A 16,078-nucleotide genomic window follows, 5' to 3' on the forward strand; every position below is an offset into this window, starting at 1 on the left:
AAGATTCTGAACGTCCGCTCACCTATTCCCGAGCATGTAAGTGTTTCGCCCATTTCTTACTGAAGTCTCCGAGCGGACAGAGATGATCATAGAGGTGTTTTCCCAGATCAGTCGACGCATATCCTTCGGCAACACGATGAACAAATCCCGCCGCTTGAAGCTCTTTCAGTCGGGTGTTGAGTGCCGCAGGTGAGATTGTTTCGCACTCTTCTTGCAGCTTTCGGAATGTGCATGGGCCAGCCTCGTTCAACGTCCAAAGGACTCCCATAGCCCAGTGCCGTCCAAGCAGGTCGAACAGAGCCATAATGGGCGCGCCGCCTTTTGAACCACGAACAGGCTGACCTGGTATCGGTATCTTAGTCACTTGCTATACTTTCTGTAGCAACCTATATTGCTATGCAATTTGTAGCAACCCCAGCCGGTATTGCCAATGATCAAGACAGACACTTACGAAATCCGTGATGTTCGGTTCAAACGCAGCATCAAACTGGATGAGCCGATCGATCAAATCTGGACAGGCGGTAGATGGACAGAAGGACCGGTGTATTCTCCGGCGTTCAGATGCCTGATTTGGAGCGACATCCCTAATGATCGACGGCTCCGCTGGGACGAACTAACCGGAGCAGTCGGAGACATCCGCTCAGGCCTCGGATGCTACACGAATGGCTCAACGCTCGACCGGCAAGGGCGGATCGTGGCATGCGAGCATGGGACGCGCAGTGTCACCCGGATTGAGCATGATGGGTCGGTTACGACTCTGGCCAGTCATTTCGAGGGAAAACGGTTCAACAGCCCCAACGATGTTGTGGTCCGATCAGATGACACGATCTGGTTCAGTGACCCGGCCTATGGGATAGAGTCTGACTACGAAGGGTTTCAGGCAGCCCCAGAGCTTGACGGTGAACATGTCTATCGTCTCGATCCGGCCACCGGCGATGTCACACAAGTGACTACTGACTTCGCCTGTCCGAATGGACTTGCGTTTTCGCTAGACGAACAAACGCTGTATATCGCTGACAGTGGTGGCACGCGTTACGCAAGCGGAGAGCATCACATCCGCGCGTTCTCCGTTAGTGCAGACGGCAAGCTCTCTGGCGGGGATGTCTTTGCTGAATGCGAAGAAGGCGTCTTTGACGGATTTCGGCTCGATACCCAAGGCCGTATCTGGACGAGCGCAAAGGACGGCGTTCATTGTTACCACCCGGATGGCACGCTGCTGGGCAAGATTTTCGTCCCAGAAGAGGTCTCGAATGTTTGCTTTGGCGGACCGAAACGCAATCGCCTGTTCATTACCGCCTCCACAAGCGTATATGCGGTCCTCCTGCCAACAACCGGCGCTTTGCTGTTCTGATGGCAGAGGCTACTATGCTGAAGGCCTTAACGGGCCGCACGTTTCGTCTTGTCCAAGGCGCACAATTGAGAGTTACCAATACCTTCGGCTTTCAGGTAATCGACGCGCGGGCGTTCATGGCTGATGAAATCGACTTAACTGCGTTCTGGACCAGCAAGGCAATACGGTATCCGTCCCGTGCAAACTGGCGGGCAACCGATGCTCCGGTTCCGTCATCGACACCTGCAATCAGACAAACTTTGTCGTTCATGGCGGCTCTCCTTTGGCAAGGATCCGCTTGTATCAAGCTGCTCTAAATCAAGGATTTTATATCCGCAGCGAAAGTCGGAAACGCATATAGCGAGGACTTGAGATCGCTGGCAGAGATGCCGTGACGCATGGCCATCGCAAAGAGATGAATCAGTTCGTCACCGTGATGGCCCAGGATATGAGCACCCAAGACTTGATCGGTACTCTTGTCGACTAAAACCTTGGACCAGGCTGCCGTTTCCGCATAGGTCTTGGTGGAAAACCAACCGGACATATCAGAAACCGTAACTGAGACATCGAGACCTTTTTCCCGCGCTTCGGCTTCACTCAGGCCCACGGTGCTGAGCGCTGGAACGGTGTAGACGGCGCTGGGGATCACGCTGTAATCCGGCCTTTTAGTTGGTCCATGCACGATGTTGTGGCCGACAATCTGACCCTCATACGTTGCGATGGGGGAAAGTTGAGCAGAGCTGGTGATAGCATCGCCCGCAACCCAGACTGAAGAGTTGGAGGTGGACCGCATCGTATCGTCGATCAGAATGCGAAGTCCGTCATGCCCGACACCGGCGGCATCGAGGTTAAGCCCGTCGATATTGGCGACGCGGCCTGCGCCGTTGACGACCCGCTCGGCTAAAAGACTCTGGTTTCTGCCGTCATGTTCGAATTCAACGCGCAACCCGTCGGCAGTCTTCTCGATTGCCGTCACCGATACTCCGGTTTTGACCGCTACGCCCAGGCGTTCGGTTTCCGCTTGCAGAGCCGATACGGCGTCACTGTCCATACGTGGCAGCAACTGTGGCAACGCCTCAAGAATTGTCACCTGCACTCCGGCTCGCGCGTAGACATGACTGAACTCCATGGCAATGACGCCGCCGCCAATGAAGACAACTTCTTTCGGCAATGTCGCATCGGAAAGAACTTCGTCGGACGTGATCATGTGCTCGGTGCCGGGAATAGGCAGAGGCCTTGGCTTCGATCCTGTTGCGATCACGATGTCCTTGCCATGTATAACGTGACCGTCGACCTCAACCTCGTTCCGCCCGACAAAACGCGCGATGCCTCGAAAGACATCACCGCGTTTTTCGGCCAACCCCTGCATGGCTTCAGGGATGAAACCAATTAGGTCTTTCTCTCGGACGATCAGTTTCGTCCAATTGAGCTTTGGTTTGCTGACTTCGATCCCATGGATGGGGGCTTGTTCGATCTGGTGCATTGCATGGGCGGCCGCCACCAGAACCTTTTTTGGCGTGCAGCCGCGATTGGGGCAGGTCCCGCCAAAATCGCGCGCTTCGATAAAGGCAATGGATTTTCCGGCTTCATGTGCCACGGAGGAAACACCGAACCCTGCATTGCCCCCACCAATAATGATCACATCATATGACTCGCGCATATTGTTACTCCTCTCGTTCTAATTTCCGATTGCAGATCTTCGTCTATAGAGATCACACGGCGGAACCGAAATTTTCGGTGTGGATCTGCTCGGCGGGAACGCCTTGGCTTTCAAGGTCAGCCTGCACGTCGCCCATGAAACTGACTGGTACGCACAAAAAGCAATGCGCGTCAGGTTTTTCGATCAGTCGAGCAAGCAACGCTCCGGTGAAGCGTCCCCGGGAATTGTATTAGTGGCCATAGACATCGCCTGTCGCCGGTCTGCTAACGGTTAGGCAAGCTCACGCGCAATATGACGTGCCTGGGCCTGAGCTGAGGCAACCGAAGCTTTGTGACGCTCATCGGCAAATTCCTGATACTCGGCCGCAGCTTCGAACATACGTTCTGCGCCCAGGTACTTGCGCAATGTGCTGATATGCGCAGAAAGGTGACCCGAGTCATCGCGAATCCCACCGTTCTCAAAGCCGAATTCGCCAGCCGATGTCAGCAACACCAGTGTTTTTCCGGACATGATCGGTTCCAGAGGGAAGTCGCCGCGCGCCAAATCAAACGTAAATGTCTTGTTGATCCGGATGATCTGATCAAACCAAGCCTTCAGGGCTGCGGGCATGCCATAGTTGTACATGGGCGTCGAAATCAGCAGGATGTCGGAGCGGTCGAGTTCGTCAATCAGCGTGTCAGACAAGCTGACCAAAGCGCTCTGTTCAGGAGTGCGTTCTTCTTCTGCTGTAAAGACAGACGCGATCCAATCGTTGGAAATGAAATCTGGTGGTGCCATTCCGACGTCACGCAGAATAATTTCGACGTCCGGATCAACCGTTTTCCATTCTTCTACGAAACTGTCCGCCAAAGCGCGGGAAATGGAGTTATAAGCCGAAACGGGGTTGTCGGTGCGGCGTACGCTGGCGTCAATTCTCAGGATTGTGGTCATCTTGTCACCTAGTCAGTTTGCAATGAACCATTCAAAGGTGAAGCCTGCGATGCGCAGGTACAAATGAAGAGAATTCTGAATAGAATGAACTGACCTCAGCCATCTCTAGTCGCTGAAAAAATCTTCTCCAGGTAAGACCCCGTCGCAAGTACATCCGCGTCCCTGTTTGCGCCGCCGCTCAAGGATAGGCTGACCCCCGGTCTCCGGTCCCCAAATGGAACGGAAATTGTTGGGGCATTGAGGAAAGCGGCTTTCATCGATACCGACAGGATAAGGGCGTTTTCCCGTGCAAAGACCCCTTTATAGCGGGTCACAGCCAGAACAGACGGCGGGTACGACGGCAATGTCGGATAAAGCAGCATCTTCCCAGCCAGTTCCCTGCCAAAGTCCAGGATGAGGGCCCGCCGGATTTCCAGCAATGCTTGCAGATCTGTGCCAATGATTGAAGCCGCCTGAGCAAGGCGATCCTGCACATTTGGGTCCAGTCTGGCCTGCTGGTCTCCGACCAAACTTGGCAAAAGACGAAAGGCTTCGGCGCTCACCAGCGTTCCATAGGTTTGGAAGATCTCCGTGACACGAGTGAAACTACGGATATCAACCCTTTCCAAATTGATGCCATGCTCGGACAAATGCTGCTGGGCCTGTTCGTACATAGCCCTGATTTCCGGGGTAAATCCCACCAGGGCGTCTTCCCTCAGGCACAGAATATGACGGCAGGCGTGCCCGGTTTCTTTGCAATCCGACAAAACGCGATCTACAGCGCAAATCTGACTGACGTTAAAAGCGAGTGAGCCTGGCGTATCCAAAGAAGGCGCCAGTGGTAAAATCCCGGCGCTTTCATAGCGGCCCATAGTTGGGCGAAACCCCACTAGGCCCTGACAGGCGGCCGGAATGCGCACGGAGCCGGAGGTATCTGTGCCCAATGCGATGTCGGCCAAGCCCAAGGCAACGGCTGACGCCGATCCGCTCGAGGACCCTCCGGGCACCAGTGTGCTATCCAACGCATTCAGAGGGGTGCCGAAATGCGGATTAACTCCGAGCCCCGAGAAGGCGAACTCCGACATGTTCACATGACCCATAATGACCGCGCCCGCAGAACGTAGCCCGGCCAGGATTGGGGCGTCATTGTCTGCTGGTTGAGGATCGATGGCCAAAGATCCTGCATGGCTTCGGAGCCCTTGCACGTCGATATTGGCCTTCACTGCAAGAAACTGGCCGTCCAACGGGCCAAGCAGCCTCCCTGCTGCCCGCCGCGCGGCGGCAGCTCGGGCATCCTGCAATAGTCTATCTGGCGCAACGCTAAGGAATACCTCGCGATGCGCGTCGAGCGAATCCAGGAAGTCGCGCGCGCGTTGAAGGATATTCATGTCGTCAGGACCGGAGCCTTGTAATAGGGCAGTTCTTCAACCCGTACGCTTTGCCGGTCTGCTTCATATTGCGCGCGCACGTGCTGCGCGATCTCTCCGAGAGTGGCGAACCAGACGTCACCCCTGTTCAAGATGGTTTCCATCCAGTCTTCCACCTGCCGCCACCGCGCCAAACGCCCGGTCAGGAAGGGATGCCAGATGCCGATCCAGAAGCCACCTTCTTCGTATTGGGCTTCGAATTCCTCCCAAAATGGGGTCAGCCCGGCCCGTGGCCCAGCGACGGGCATCATGTAACCAATCTCCTCGTAGTGGGCGAATTGCGGCCAGTCGTCGGTCCCCCAATGCGATGGAAGTTCGACCAAAGTCCGCCCGCCGGATCGCATGAGATATGGCACATCATCCGCCATCAGCGAACTGTCGTAGTCGAATTCATGCTTGTTCAGCAGGTCGATGACGGCTTGCGTCACATTGTAAACCGGTGCGCGATAGCCTTTTGGCACATTGCCCAGAACCCGCTTGTGCGACTCCAGCGCGCGTTCAAACCAATAGGCCTGTTCAGACGCGCTGTGGTTTGTCGGGTCTTCGTGCAAATAGCCATGATGGCCGATTTCATGACCATCTTTCAGGATGGCTTGCATAGCATCCGGATATTGCTCTACGACCCATCCGGGGGCGAAGAAGGACTGTTTCAGCCCGAGACGTTTGTAGGTTTCTAGAATCCGAGGAATGGCAACCGTCGGCCCGTAGCGCCCCATGGAGATCGGATACAGGCGATCATGCCCGTCGACCGGCTTTGCGATATGGATAAGGCTGTCCGCATCTATATCAAAGGTGATCGCACAGGCGCATCGCGCGCCGTTTGGCCAGATTATCTTCTTCTGCATGGTTTTGCTCCTCTGTCACAATTGCAGGGCGTTGTTCGTTAACCAATCGTCATACCAGCGCTGCAATGCGGATTTGACGGCGGCATAGTCACTGGCGCTCAGCCTTTGATCCGCGGCGCGCTGCATGCCGTCGGTGATGTTTTGAAGAATTATCTTTTCGTCGCCTTTTTGGGCCTCGCCGTGCGAAACGGCCAGTTGTCCGCCGGTGAAAACGCTCTGGATGTCCGTGGATTTTGCCGAGCTGACCAACAGCTCAACCGGATCAATGCCGGGGTCCAACCAGGGACCTTCAAGACGGTCCAGGCGCAGGATCAAAAAGTCAGCGCGTTTGCCTACGGACAGGCTTCCGATGCAGTGATCCATTCCCATCAAACGCGCGCCACCCAAAGTGGCCATGTCGAAAACATCCTTCGCGGTCAGGCTCGGGTTTGCCCGATCACTTGACCAATAAAGGCTTTGCGCCAGACGCATTTCGGCGAACATATCGTCATCGCCTGCCAGACTGGTCCCATCCATCCCCAGTGCAAGGTTGATGCCCATCCGCTTCATCAATGGCGCGGGTGCGATGCCGGAACGCAACCGCAAATTGGAGCTGGGATTGCAAACGATATGCGCGCGCACCTCGGCCACTCGCGCCAGATCTTTTTCGTCCGCCCAAACCATATGCGCCAAGGACAAGCCGTCAGTGAACAGGCCAGCTTTGCCCAATTCTGCGATGGCACCCTGAAAACTCCAGGCTGTAGCCGACAGGTGTTGCAGCCGAGACTCCTCGGCATGGGTGTGAATGCGCTGGCCGCTTTCGCGAACCTCCGTGGCAATGTCGCGAAGGATCTCTCGGCCCGTCCAATGCGGTGCCGTGGGGCCAAACCACACATCAGCGCATTCAGATGCCGCGTATTCGCCATGCATCCGGGACAGAAGCCGCACAAAGCTTTGCGGTGCAATACGTGTACGCGCAACGTGTTGGCGTTGCAGTTTGCATCGCAGAACCTCGGGCAAGGTGGTCAGAAACGACTGGCTTTGCCCATATGGATGCACAAGCTGGTTGTGCCATCTCTCGCCCGGCGCGATGGCACAGGACAGGCCAAGCCCATTATATACGGCGATTTTGTCCCTTATCTTCGCTTCGGCAATGGCCGCAGTCTGACCCGCGGTGCCAGCATCCACAACAGCCGTCACCCCATTCTTCAGCAAGCGCATTGCCGCGTATTCGGTGGCGAGGCGCGGCGCAATGTCGGCTGCGCCAGCGGAGGCGAAAATCCAAGGCTCTAACAGGTCATCCCGTATCCCTTGGTTGATCAGGTTCACCCCATAACAATGGTGATGAGCATTCACAAACCCGGGCAGGATCGCCGTGTTTGTGTCCGAGTGCACCCTTGCGCTGGGATAACGTGACTTCAATACGGCCAGAGGTGCTAGGCCACCTATTCTACCGTCCAGAACATAAAGAGCGAAATCGTTGTGACTGTGAAAAGCATCTTCGATGATCCAGCGGGCAGAAAATATGTCGCCGCCATCATCCGTCATGAACAACAAATTCCAGCGCGCTCGGCTCGCCTTCGTCCCCGTTGACTGGAGTGATATCTTGCGGGCAGGCCGACATCACGGCGTAGACTGGCATCTCAGCTTTGAAGGTTATGCTATCCCCCGGCTTTGACACTGGCGCAGCCCAGGCGAGGCTGCCATCAGGGTGAACTGGTACGTTCATCCATAGATTGAAGGGCGCTGGCACATGTGGTGCTTTTTTCCCGATAGCAAGCAATGCCTGCCTCAAGTTGTCGGCGCAATTGTCGTGGTAGTCAGTGACGCCCAATTGCTTGTACCGGCTGGCATCGCAAGCGGCGATTGTTGTGTCATGAACACCCGGCGATGTGTCTTGGGTCAGCGTCAGAAGAGGATTGCGAAGATTGCTGACCAACCTGTCACCGATCTTTGGGAAAACAGACAGAAGATCTGTATGCACATGCGGCATAGACAAGTATTCATGCAGCTCCGCCGCATTGAACGCCCAGAAATCGCAGACTTGCCAGCCGGTCGGATTGGTGATGTTCAAAGTCTGCCCGGCTGTCAAACGTACTGCGACACCGCAACGTGCTGGCACTGTATACCGTACTGCAATGACCGGGACGCCGTCGGCAGAGACTGTGCTGTCCAGTGTTTGATTGAAACCATCGGGTTGGGAAGGGTCAAAACTTTGCATGCGCAATAACTCCTGATTAGGGGTTCAGAAACGCATGCTTCTCGGCAATTTAGAAATGACAAAAATTCAAGCGACGGATTAGATCGTTGCGGATGCGCTAATCTTCAAAAAACCTTTGACCGACGGCGCTGTCGCGAAACTCATCTGCTTGGTCCAATAGCCATTCCCGGAACACACGAACGCGTGCACGATTGGCGTAAGTCTCCGGGCAGACGAGAAAATAGCTCTTGTTCTTCAATGCCGTGTCAAAGGGGGCGACCAGCATATTACGTTCCAGAAAACGCGCGGCGGCCAAAAGGCTGACCAGGGCCACACCATGACCATCGCTTGCCGTCAGCAAGCAGATATGTTCCTCGGAATAGGTGACATAGGGCTCGACATCACCAGTCTGCAAGCCAGCCTCGTCCATCCAGCGCTCCCAACTCGGATCCGCATCAGAAAACCCGCTCCATTGGTATTCGATCAGACGAGACTTCAGAAGATCTTCGGCGGAACTCAGTGACTTCGCCTTTTCCACGCTGCAGACAGGTGCCACCCAGTCATTCAAGACCCATGCCACATTGCTGTCAGGATAATCGCCAAAGCCATACCGGATGGCCACATCCACATCGCTGGACTTGAAATCCACCAGCTGATCGCTTGACAGAACCCTTACCGAAATCTCCGGGTATTTCTCGTAAAAGGCTCGCAGTCGCGGGCTAAGCCAGTTGGCGGCAAATGACCCGGTGGTTGAGATTGTCAATGTGCCCGCAAGGTCGTCTTCCTCCAGCGCGAGCGAGGCGGCTTCGATGTTCTTGAAGGCCTCAATGATGTGGGGCGCGTAGTTGGCCCCATCCTCCGTCAGTTTCAAGGCGCGGGTCAGCCGGTGAAATAGGGGCACCCCAAGTTGATCCTCCAGCGATTTGATCTGATGGGAAACGGCAGTCGGAGTGACGCATAATTCATCGGCGGCATCCTTGAAACTCAGATGCCGGCAGGCTGCTTCGAAGGCCTGAATGCTTTTCAACGACGGTATCTTCGCCATGACGCGCGGTTTTGCTCTCCTGATGCGATGCTATTTCGTCACTCCACTCTAACCGGATTGCCAGTTCATATGTGGGCAAAATTCTCAGCTGTGAGGTGAAAACATCTAATTTGAGAAGACAGGGCATTCTCTCTTGAATTTGCGTGAAAGTTGGGAGGTTGTCTTGGATCCATTTTTGAAAGTCACCGGCATCGACAAGTCGTTTGGCGCCGTTCGTGCATTGCACAACGTCAATCTGCTGGCATCGAAGGGCGAGTGCATTGCGATTTTGGGCGAGAACGGAGCGGGGAAAACCACGTTCGCAAGCGTTTTGATCGGTCTGTATCAGCCCGATAACGGCGAAATCAAACTGGGCGGAACACCTGTTTCGGTGACCAGCCCAGCAAAAGCAATTGAGCATGGGATCGGCATGATCCACCAGCATTTCAGCCTGGTCGGCGCAATGACTGCCGAAGAGAACATTCTCATCGGCTTGCCCAGCACAAAGAGGGGTGCCGAAGCGCGGGCGCGCATTCGGCAGCTTTGCAGCGACTTTGACTTTAACGTCGATTTCGACATCTGCGTCACGGAAATGCCTGCGGGCATGAAGCAAAGGGTGGAAATCCTTAAGGCGCTGTTTCGCGATGTATCGATCCTGATCCTGGATGAACCCACCAGCGTACTTGCCCCGACTGAAGTCGCTCCGTTTCTCAAGGGGGTGCGCAAGCTGGTCGCCAACGGCTGCCTCGTCTTTTTCATCAGTCACAAGCTCGATGAAATCCGCGAAATTGCCGATCGCGTCATGATAATGCGCCATGGGCGTGTCGAGGGAGTTCTTCCGGTTGCAACCACGCCCATGGCCCAGATGTCAGCGCTTATGATGGGAGAAAAGTCGACCTACGAAACGGTCGAGACACCCGAGGCCCAAAAGGCGCGCAACGACACCAGCTCAGCACCGAACGCTCTGGTTGTATCTGATGTCTGCCTGATCGATCCAGGCGGCGCGGAAATCCTGCAGGATGTGTCCCTCTCCGTGAAGGCTGGCGAAATTCTCGGAATCGCCGGGATCGACGGCAATGGCCAGACGGAGTTGAGCGAGGTGATCACCGGCCTCAAAAGACAAACCAGCGGCGCCATCCACCTTAATGACACGGAGATATCAAGCGCCTCCATCGCTTCGCGCATTGCAGATGGGATAGGCTTTGTGCCCGAGGACCGCCATGCCGAAGGGTTGGTCCTGTCGCTCAGTGTCGAAGAAAATATGGCCTTTCGATCCATTGGCGAAGACAGGTTCATGTCTGGCGGTCTGATTTCCCGGCGCGCGATGCACGAGATCACGTGCGACGTGGTCGCGGCCTTTGACATTAGGCCCCCAGACCCGAAATTGAATGCCTCAGCTTTGTCCGGCGGCAATCAGCAAAAAATCGTTCTGGCCCGTGAAGTGGCCCGGGCGCGCAATCTCTTGGTCGTCGTACAGCCGACAAAAGGGCTTGATGTCGGCGCAACGGAATTTGTTCAGAACCAGATCCGTGCTGTCGCCCAAAGCGGCGTGGGCGTTCTCTATATCTCCACTGAACTTGAGCATGTGCTCGACATCTCTGACCGCGTCGTCGTGATGGCTTTTGGTCGGATCACGGGTGTTGTCGATCCAGAAAACACAACTCTTCAAGACATCGGGCTCTTGATGACCGCAGCGCCGGAGGAGGTACAATGAACAGATTCACCATGCAAAGCCGGATTGCGATTGCTTTACTTTTAGCGCTGAGCGTTGGCGGCGTGCTGATCCTGCTCGACGGGCACAACCCGTTTGAGGCCTATAAGATTCTGTTTCTGGAATCCTTCCTGAATTACTGGGGTTTCTCCAATACTTTGGTCAAAGCCTCGCCGATGCTTCTGGCCGGGCTGGCCGTGATCATTCCGATGCGCGCCGGTGTGTTCAACATCGGTGGCGAGGGGCAGATCTATATTGGTGGGTTGTTCGGTGCCGTCTTTGCTTTGGCGATCCCCGATCTGCCCGGTCTATTGGGCGTGCCGCTGATATTTATCGCCGCCGCCGCCGGCGGGGCGTTCTGGGCGGCAATTCCTGCGTATCTCAAAGCCTATCGGGACACGAATGAGGTCATCGTCACGCTGCTGATGAACTTCATTGCGATCCACATCGTCAGCTATGCCGTGGCTGGGCCGCTATTGGCTGAAGGCGCGCCATATCCTTATTCGGAGGAAGTCTCAGAAGCCTATCGCCTGCCTATTCTGATGCCCCAATCTGATACCCATGCGGGCTTTGTATTCGGGCTGGGCATGACGATCATCTTGTATTTCTGGCTGCGCTTCACGCCATCGGGTTTCCAACTGGACCTTGTGGGGCGCAATGCGCGCGCTGCGGCCTATGCCGGTGTGGACCAAAAAAAGACCATCATTCGCGCCATGTTGATTGGCGGCAGCCTTGCCGGTATGGCCGGCGCAATCGAGGTGATCGGGTTGAAGTACCGCCTGTTCCACCTGTTCAGCGATGGCTACGGCTATGACGGGATTGTCGTCGCCTTCCTTGCGGCTCTCAATCCAATTGTCGCGCCTTTGACCGCGCTGTTCCTTGCCGGGCTCTCTTCCGGGGCGGGAACGATGCAACGTGCCGTCGGGGTCGACAGTTCTGTCATCGAAGTGGTCGAGGGGCTCGTAGTGGTTTTTGTCGCTGCCGCCCTCGTGACACCGCGAACTAGGTCAAAATCCATTCTGAAACTCCTGGCAAAAAACCTGCGGCTGCGCCGCCAAACACAACGCCAAAAGAAAGAGGCATAAGCTATGATTGATCTTGTTTTGCTGGGCGACGTCCTTGCCGGAACCGCCCGATTGGGTACGCCAATTGCTTTTGCTGCCCTTGGCGGGGTGATCGCGGAACGTGGCGGGCTATACAACATCGGCCTCGAAGGTCAGATCCTCGCCGGAGCGCTTGGCGCTGCTGCTGGTTCTTTCGCGACGGGCTCCGCCGTGATCGGGCTCGGATGCGGGATCATTTGCGGCCTGATCTCTGGCCTGCTGCTTGGGTATATGTCGATCCGGTTGCGCATCAACCAGTTGGTTGGCGGTATCGCGCTCAACCTGCTGCTGGCCGGACTCACAGCTTTTCTGTCCCGTCAGATATTCGGAGCTCAGGCCGGAGGGGCGCGGGTAAACGGGTTCTCGCAGATCGATATTCCCTTCCTGTCAGATCTGCCGGTCGTTGGCCCGTCCCTTTTTTCCCAAGATCCGCTGTTCTACCTATTGATCGGATTGGCAATAGCAGCCTGGTTCTGGCTGATGAAATCCCACAAGGGTCTGGACCTGCGCGCCGTTGGCGAAAACCCGAAGGCCGCGGACTTGGCCGGGGTTCCTGTCTTTCGCATGCAATATCTCGCAATTGCAGTCAGTGGTTCTCTCGCGGCGCTGGCCGGAGTGCATCTGGTCTTGTCGCAAGTCTATGTGTTCGCAGAAGGCATGAGCGCGGGCAAGGGCTTCATTGCGCTTGCGGCGATCATCTTAGGACGTTGGTCGCCCATCGGCGCGATCTGCGCGGCGCTTTTCTTCGGCTTCTGTGATGCAGTGCAGTTCAAACTGCAATTCACCTCGCCAGAGATTCCCTATCAGCTCTTCTTGATCTTGCCTTACCTGGCATCGCTCATCGCACTCGTGGTCCTCGCCGCCAAGGCCAGCGCACCTGCAAGCGTCGGATTGCCCTACGACCGAGAGCATCGATAAATCTCAGCCGTGACGTGAGAAACCATCGTTTTTCACGTCGCGATCCTCCCGTCACCCTAACAACACATATCCAAAATGGGAGAACAACAATGCAATTGAAGTCCAAACTATTGGCGGGGCTTGCGACACTGATGTTGGCAGGGCCTGCGGCTGCTGACGCGATCGAACGCGCCGCGATCGTTATGCCCGGATCGATTTCTGACAATGGCTGGAACCAAGCTGGATTCGAAGGCCTCACCGAGGCGGGTGAAGCGCTCGGCTTTGAAGCTGCTTTTTCCGAAAGCGTGCATCAGCCCGAACAAATCGAAGTCCTGAGCGACTACGCACGTCGGGGGTATGACCTTGTGATCGGTCACGGCGGAGAATTCCAGGACGCCGTGGAACGTGTCGCCGCACGCTTCCCGGAAACCATGTTCATGGTGAACAACGGACTGGGCACCAAAGACAACATTGCCAACGCGGATTTCTATTTCAGCCAAATAGCTTATCTGATGGGCTACGTTGCAGGCTCCATGTCAGACACAGGCACCATCGGCATCATAGCAGCGCAGCAGTTCAAGTTTACGACCGACACGGTTGCTGGCTACAAAGCGGGCGCCATAGCGGCCAATCCGGACGTCAGAGTTCTGGTTACCTGGACCGGCGACTGGGATGACATCGCCAAGGGCAAAGAAGCTGCCTTGAACCAAATTTCCCAAGGCGCCGATGTCGTCTGGCCGACAATGGATAGTGCGACGCTGGGCTCCATGCAAGCCGTTCAGGAAAAAGGCGTCTATGGCATCGGCATCTATCGTGATGCGATCAACGAATGGCCGGAAATCCTCCAGTCCGCTATTTTGGATGTCCGAGGCAACATGCGGTCCTACCTGGAACTGGCAGCTGCTGGAAAACTGGAAGGTGCACTCTACCGGGCGGATATGGGCAATGAACTGGCCATGCGGATCGGGTCCTTCCACCCAGATGTCCCGGTGGACGTTGTGGATGAAGTCAACAAACTGATCGACGCCATGAAGTCAGGCACATTGGTTGTAATTCCACAATAACGCGTCCCCAATAATCGCTCCTCCTTTTATTCTCGCCTCCAAGTCTGGGGGCATTTTTTTGTAAGAGAAATCAATGATTGAAGCCTTTCGCTTGTACCGCGTGGGATTGTGTTTCCCCCGGTTTCGTCGGAATCTCTGTGCTGCGTATTGATGGTTTTTAGCTCTGCAATGCCCGAAAATGTACAATTCCAAGACTGCCTAAGATCCAACCATGCAAAACGCTTAATCAACATCGTCCTTGCAAAATCTGTGACCAGACATTCCTGCGCATTGCGGCATCGGTCGAACTGAGCTCAATGCGGTCTTTCTCCGCACTGCGATATTGGACCGCGGTGTTCTGACGACTAGCGATGGAAACTTGGGAGTTCAGCGAGGCTCTGTCGGGACAGCGTTATGACTTACAGGCAAAAACCGCCTGTGTCCGTTGTCAGGGGTTTTGGGACGGATGGCGGCGTGATCTAAGAGAGTATCTGTCTCATCTGGTTAGATTGATTATGCGGCGGTTTTGCGGTGAAGCAAGCGCCGGGTTTCGATAGTCTTTCGTTTGATCCTTTCTCGTTGTTTTAGAATGGTCTGCCCGCGTCCGAAGTAGACATCAGCGGGCGTGAGGTTTTGCAGGCTCTCGTGATAACGCCGGTGATTGTAGTGCTCGACGAAGGCGTCAATCTGCTGCGTGAGATCACCGGGCAGATAGTAGTTTTCCAACAGGATGCGGTTCTTGAGCGTCTGGTGCCAGCGCTCGATCTTTCCCTGAGTTTGCGGATGGTATGGTGCCCCTCGAACATGATCCATTTTCTGATCTTCCAGCCATTCGGCAAGCTCACCAGAGATGTAACTGGACCCGTTGTCGCTGAGCAGACGTGGCTTGTGCAGCACCGTTGCCTGATCACAGCCTGAGGCGTGCAGGGCGAGGTCCAGTGTGTCGGTCACATCCTCGGTCTTCATCGTCGTGCAAAGCTTCCAGGCGATGATGTAGCGGCTGTAATCGTCCAGGATCGTGCTGAGATAGAACCAGCCCCAGCCGATCACCTTGAGATAGGTAAAATCGGTCTGCCAGAGTTGGTTCGGTCGTGTTGTCTTGTCCTGGAACTCGTCTGCGGCTGACAAAACCACATAGGCTGGGCTGGTGATCAGATCGTAAGACTTGAGGATGCGGTAGACCGAAGCCTCTGACACAAAGTACTTTTCTGTGTCAGTGAAGCGAACAGCCAATTCACGCGGGGAAAGCTCACTTTCCTTCAGAGCCAGATCCTTGATCTTCTCGCGCACTGGCGTGGGAATGCGGTTCCAGACCCGTGACGGCGTGGGTCTACGATCTTCAAGCGCCTCGGGGCCGCCGACGAGATATCGGTCGTACCAGCGATAGAAGGTGGTCTTCGGAATGCCCAGCTTCTCCAAAGTGCGCTTGGTCGGCAGATGCGATTGCTCAACCAAGCGGATGACTTCCAGTTTTTCGGATGCGGGATATCTCATGCGTCGTCGTCCCCATCCGCGATCATGCTTTTTTTGAGCAACCGCAGTTCAAGAGCCTGTTCGGCAACCACCTCCTTCAGATCACGGGCTTCCCGTCTCAGATCCTTCACTTCGGTGGAAGTTGCCGCGCGGGCCGTGTCGCCTGCCAGACGTTTCTTGCCGGCCTCCAGAAATTCCTTGGACCAGCTGTAATAAAGGCTCTGCGCGATGACCTCACGACGGCACAGCTCTGCAATGCTGTCCTCGCCTTTTAGGCCGTCCAGCACGATCCTGATCTTCTCTTCTGCGGAATACTGTTTGCGGGTCGCACGGCGAATGTCCTTTACGACCTTCTCACCGTGGCTCTGCTTGGTTCCGGGTTTCTTTCTCATCTCCACTCCTTGGCGGTTACGATGAGCCAGAAACCCTCTCTTATCAAATCGACCTAAACTGTCCCATTGGCGCTGACGTCAGACA

15 protein-coding genes are annotated in these 16,078 nt (G+C 55.5%); 5 read left to right on the forward strand and 10 right to left on the reverse strand.

Features of this window, described 5'->3' with window-relative positions; all coding sequences use genetic code 11:
• Nucleotides 1-22: 22 nt before the first annotated feature.
• Nucleotides 23-304: a winged helix-turn-helix transcriptional regulator gene (locus ACP15L_RS21965; protein ID WP_425085775.1), complete on the reverse strand. Its 282-nt coding sequence runs from the start codon at nucleotides 302-304 to the stop codon at nucleotides 23-25.
• Between the two features lie 126 nt (nucleotides 305-430).
• Here ACP15L_RS21965 and ACP15L_RS21970 point away from each other — a divergent pair, with 126 nt between their 5' ends.
• On the forward strand, nucleotides 431-1,351 hold the full coding sequence (locus tag ACP15L_RS21970; RefSeq protein ID WP_425085776.1) for an SMP-30/gluconolactonase/LRE family protein: 921 nt from the start codon (nucleotides 431-433) through the stop codon (nucleotides 1,349-1,351).
• Between the two features lie 91 nt (nucleotides 1,352-1,442).
• On the opposite strand, the gene ACP15L_RS21975 is transcribed toward ACP15L_RS21970, so the two are convergent.
• The 8 genes from ACP15L_RS21975 to gcvA all read right to left on the reverse strand — a co-directional run bounded on the left by ACP15L_RS21975 (nucleotide 1,443) and on the right by gcvA (nucleotide 9,395).
• Nucleotides 1,443-1,601: a hypothetical protein gene (locus ACP15L_RS21975; protein ID WP_425085777.1), complete on the reverse strand. Its 159-nt coding sequence runs from the start codon at nucleotides 1,599-1,601 to the stop codon at nucleotides 1,443-1,445.
• Nucleotides 1,602-1,643: 42 nt separating this feature from the next.
• Entirely contained in the window at nucleotides 1,644-2,990 is a 1,347-nt protein-coding gene (locus tag ACP15L_RS21980) for a dihydrolipoyl dehydrogenase family protein (RefSeq protein ID WP_425085778.1), read from the reverse strand.
• Between the two features lie 270 nt (nucleotides 2,991-3,260).
• Nucleotides 3,261-3,920: an FMN-dependent NADH-azoreductase gene (locus ACP15L_RS21985; protein WP_425085779.1), complete on the reverse strand. Its 660-nt coding sequence runs from the start codon at nucleotides 3,918-3,920 to the stop codon at nucleotides 3,261-3,263.
• A 95-nt stretch (nucleotides 3,921-4,015) separates the two neighbouring features.
• On the reverse strand, nucleotides 4,016-5,287 hold the full coding sequence (locus ACP15L_RS21990; protein ID WP_425085780.1) for an amidase family protein: 1,272 nt from the start codon (nucleotides 5,285-5,287) through the stop codon (nucleotides 4,016-4,018).
• Nucleotides 5,284-6,171 carry a polysaccharide deacetylase family protein gene (locus ACP15L_RS21995; RefSeq protein WP_170662900.1) on the reverse strand — a complete coding sequence of 296 codons (888 nt, stop codon included), beginning with the start codon at nucleotides 6,169-6,171 and terminating at the stop codon, nucleotides 5,284-5,286. Before ACP15L_RS21995 ends, ACP15L_RS21990 begins: the two co-directional genes overlap by 4 nt.
• 15 nt (nucleotides 6,172-6,186) lie before the next feature.
• Complete coding sequence (locus tag ACP15L_RS22000; protein ID WP_425085781.1) at nucleotides 6,187-7,698, reverse strand: amidohydrolase family protein; 1,512 nt, start codon at nucleotides 7,696-7,698, stop codon at nucleotides 6,187-6,189.
• Complete coding sequence (locus ACP15L_RS22005; RefSeq protein WP_425085782.1) at nucleotides 7,688-8,371, reverse strand: DUF1989 domain-containing protein; 684 nt, start codon at nucleotides 8,369-8,371, stop codon at nucleotides 7,688-7,690. The genes ACP15L_RS22000 and ACP15L_RS22005 overlap by 11 nt, the downstream gene beginning before the upstream one ends.
• 97 nt (nucleotides 8,372-8,468) lie before the next feature.
• Nucleotides 8,469-9,395, reverse strand: a complete 927-nt coding sequence (gene gcvA / locus ACP15L_RS22010) for a transcriptional regulator GcvA (RefSeq protein ID WP_425085783.1) — start codon at nucleotides 9,393-9,395, stop codon at nucleotides 8,469-8,471.
• Nucleotides 9,396-9,558: 163 nt separating this feature from the next.
• Here gcvA and ACP15L_RS22015 point away from each other — a divergent pair, with 163 nt between their 5' ends.
• The 4 genes from ACP15L_RS22015 (at nucleotide 9,559) to ACP15L_RS22030 (ending at nucleotide 14,149) form a co-directional block, all read left to right on the forward strand.
• The gene (locus ACP15L_RS22015) at nucleotides 9,559-11,088 is read left to right on the forward strand and encodes an ABC transporter ATP-binding protein (protein ID WP_425085784.1); all 1,530 of its coding nucleotides are present in this window, start codon (nucleotides 9,559-9,561) and stop codon (nucleotides 11,086-11,088) included.
• Nucleotides 11,085-12,170 (forward strand): ABC transporter permease, encoded by a 1,086-nt coding sequence (locus ACP15L_RS22020; RefSeq protein ID WP_425085785.1) that lies wholly within the window; start codon nucleotides 11,085-11,087, stop codon nucleotides 12,168-12,170. Before ACP15L_RS22015 ends, ACP15L_RS22020 begins: the two co-directional genes overlap by 4 nt.
• A gap of 3 nt (nucleotides 12,171-12,173) precedes the next feature.
• Nucleotides 12,174-13,106, forward strand: coding sequence for an ABC transporter permease (locus ACP15L_RS22025; RefSeq protein WP_425085786.1), 933 nt, complete (start codon nucleotides 12,174-12,176; stop codon nucleotides 13,104-13,106).
• 89 nt (nucleotides 13,107-13,195) lie between these two features.
• A complete protein-coding gene (locus ACP15L_RS22030) occupies nucleotides 13,196-14,149 on the forward strand; it encodes a BMP family protein (RefSeq protein ID WP_425085787.1) in 954 nt (317 codons plus the stop codon).
• Nucleotides 14,150-14,641: 492 nt separating this feature from the next.
• Here ACP15L_RS22030 and ACP15L_RS22035 read toward each other — a convergent pair.
• Nucleotides 14,642-15,993, reverse strand: a protein-coding gene (locus ACP15L_RS22035) for an IS3 family transposase (RefSeq protein ID WP_425084199.1) whose coding sequence is annotated in 2 segments (ribosomal slippage) — nucleotides 14,642-15,657 and nucleotides 15,657-15,993 — 1,353 coding nt in all. Because the reading frame shifts where the segments join, the coding sequence is not laid out codon by codon here.
• Between the last annotated feature and the right edge of the window lie 85 nt (nucleotides 15,994-16,078).

This window comes from Ruegeria profundi, from assembly GCF_049800715.1.
Taxonomy (GTDB): domain Bacteria; phylum Pseudomonadota; class Alphaproteobacteria; order Rhodobacterales; family Rhodobacteraceae; genus Ruegeria; species Ruegeria profundi_A.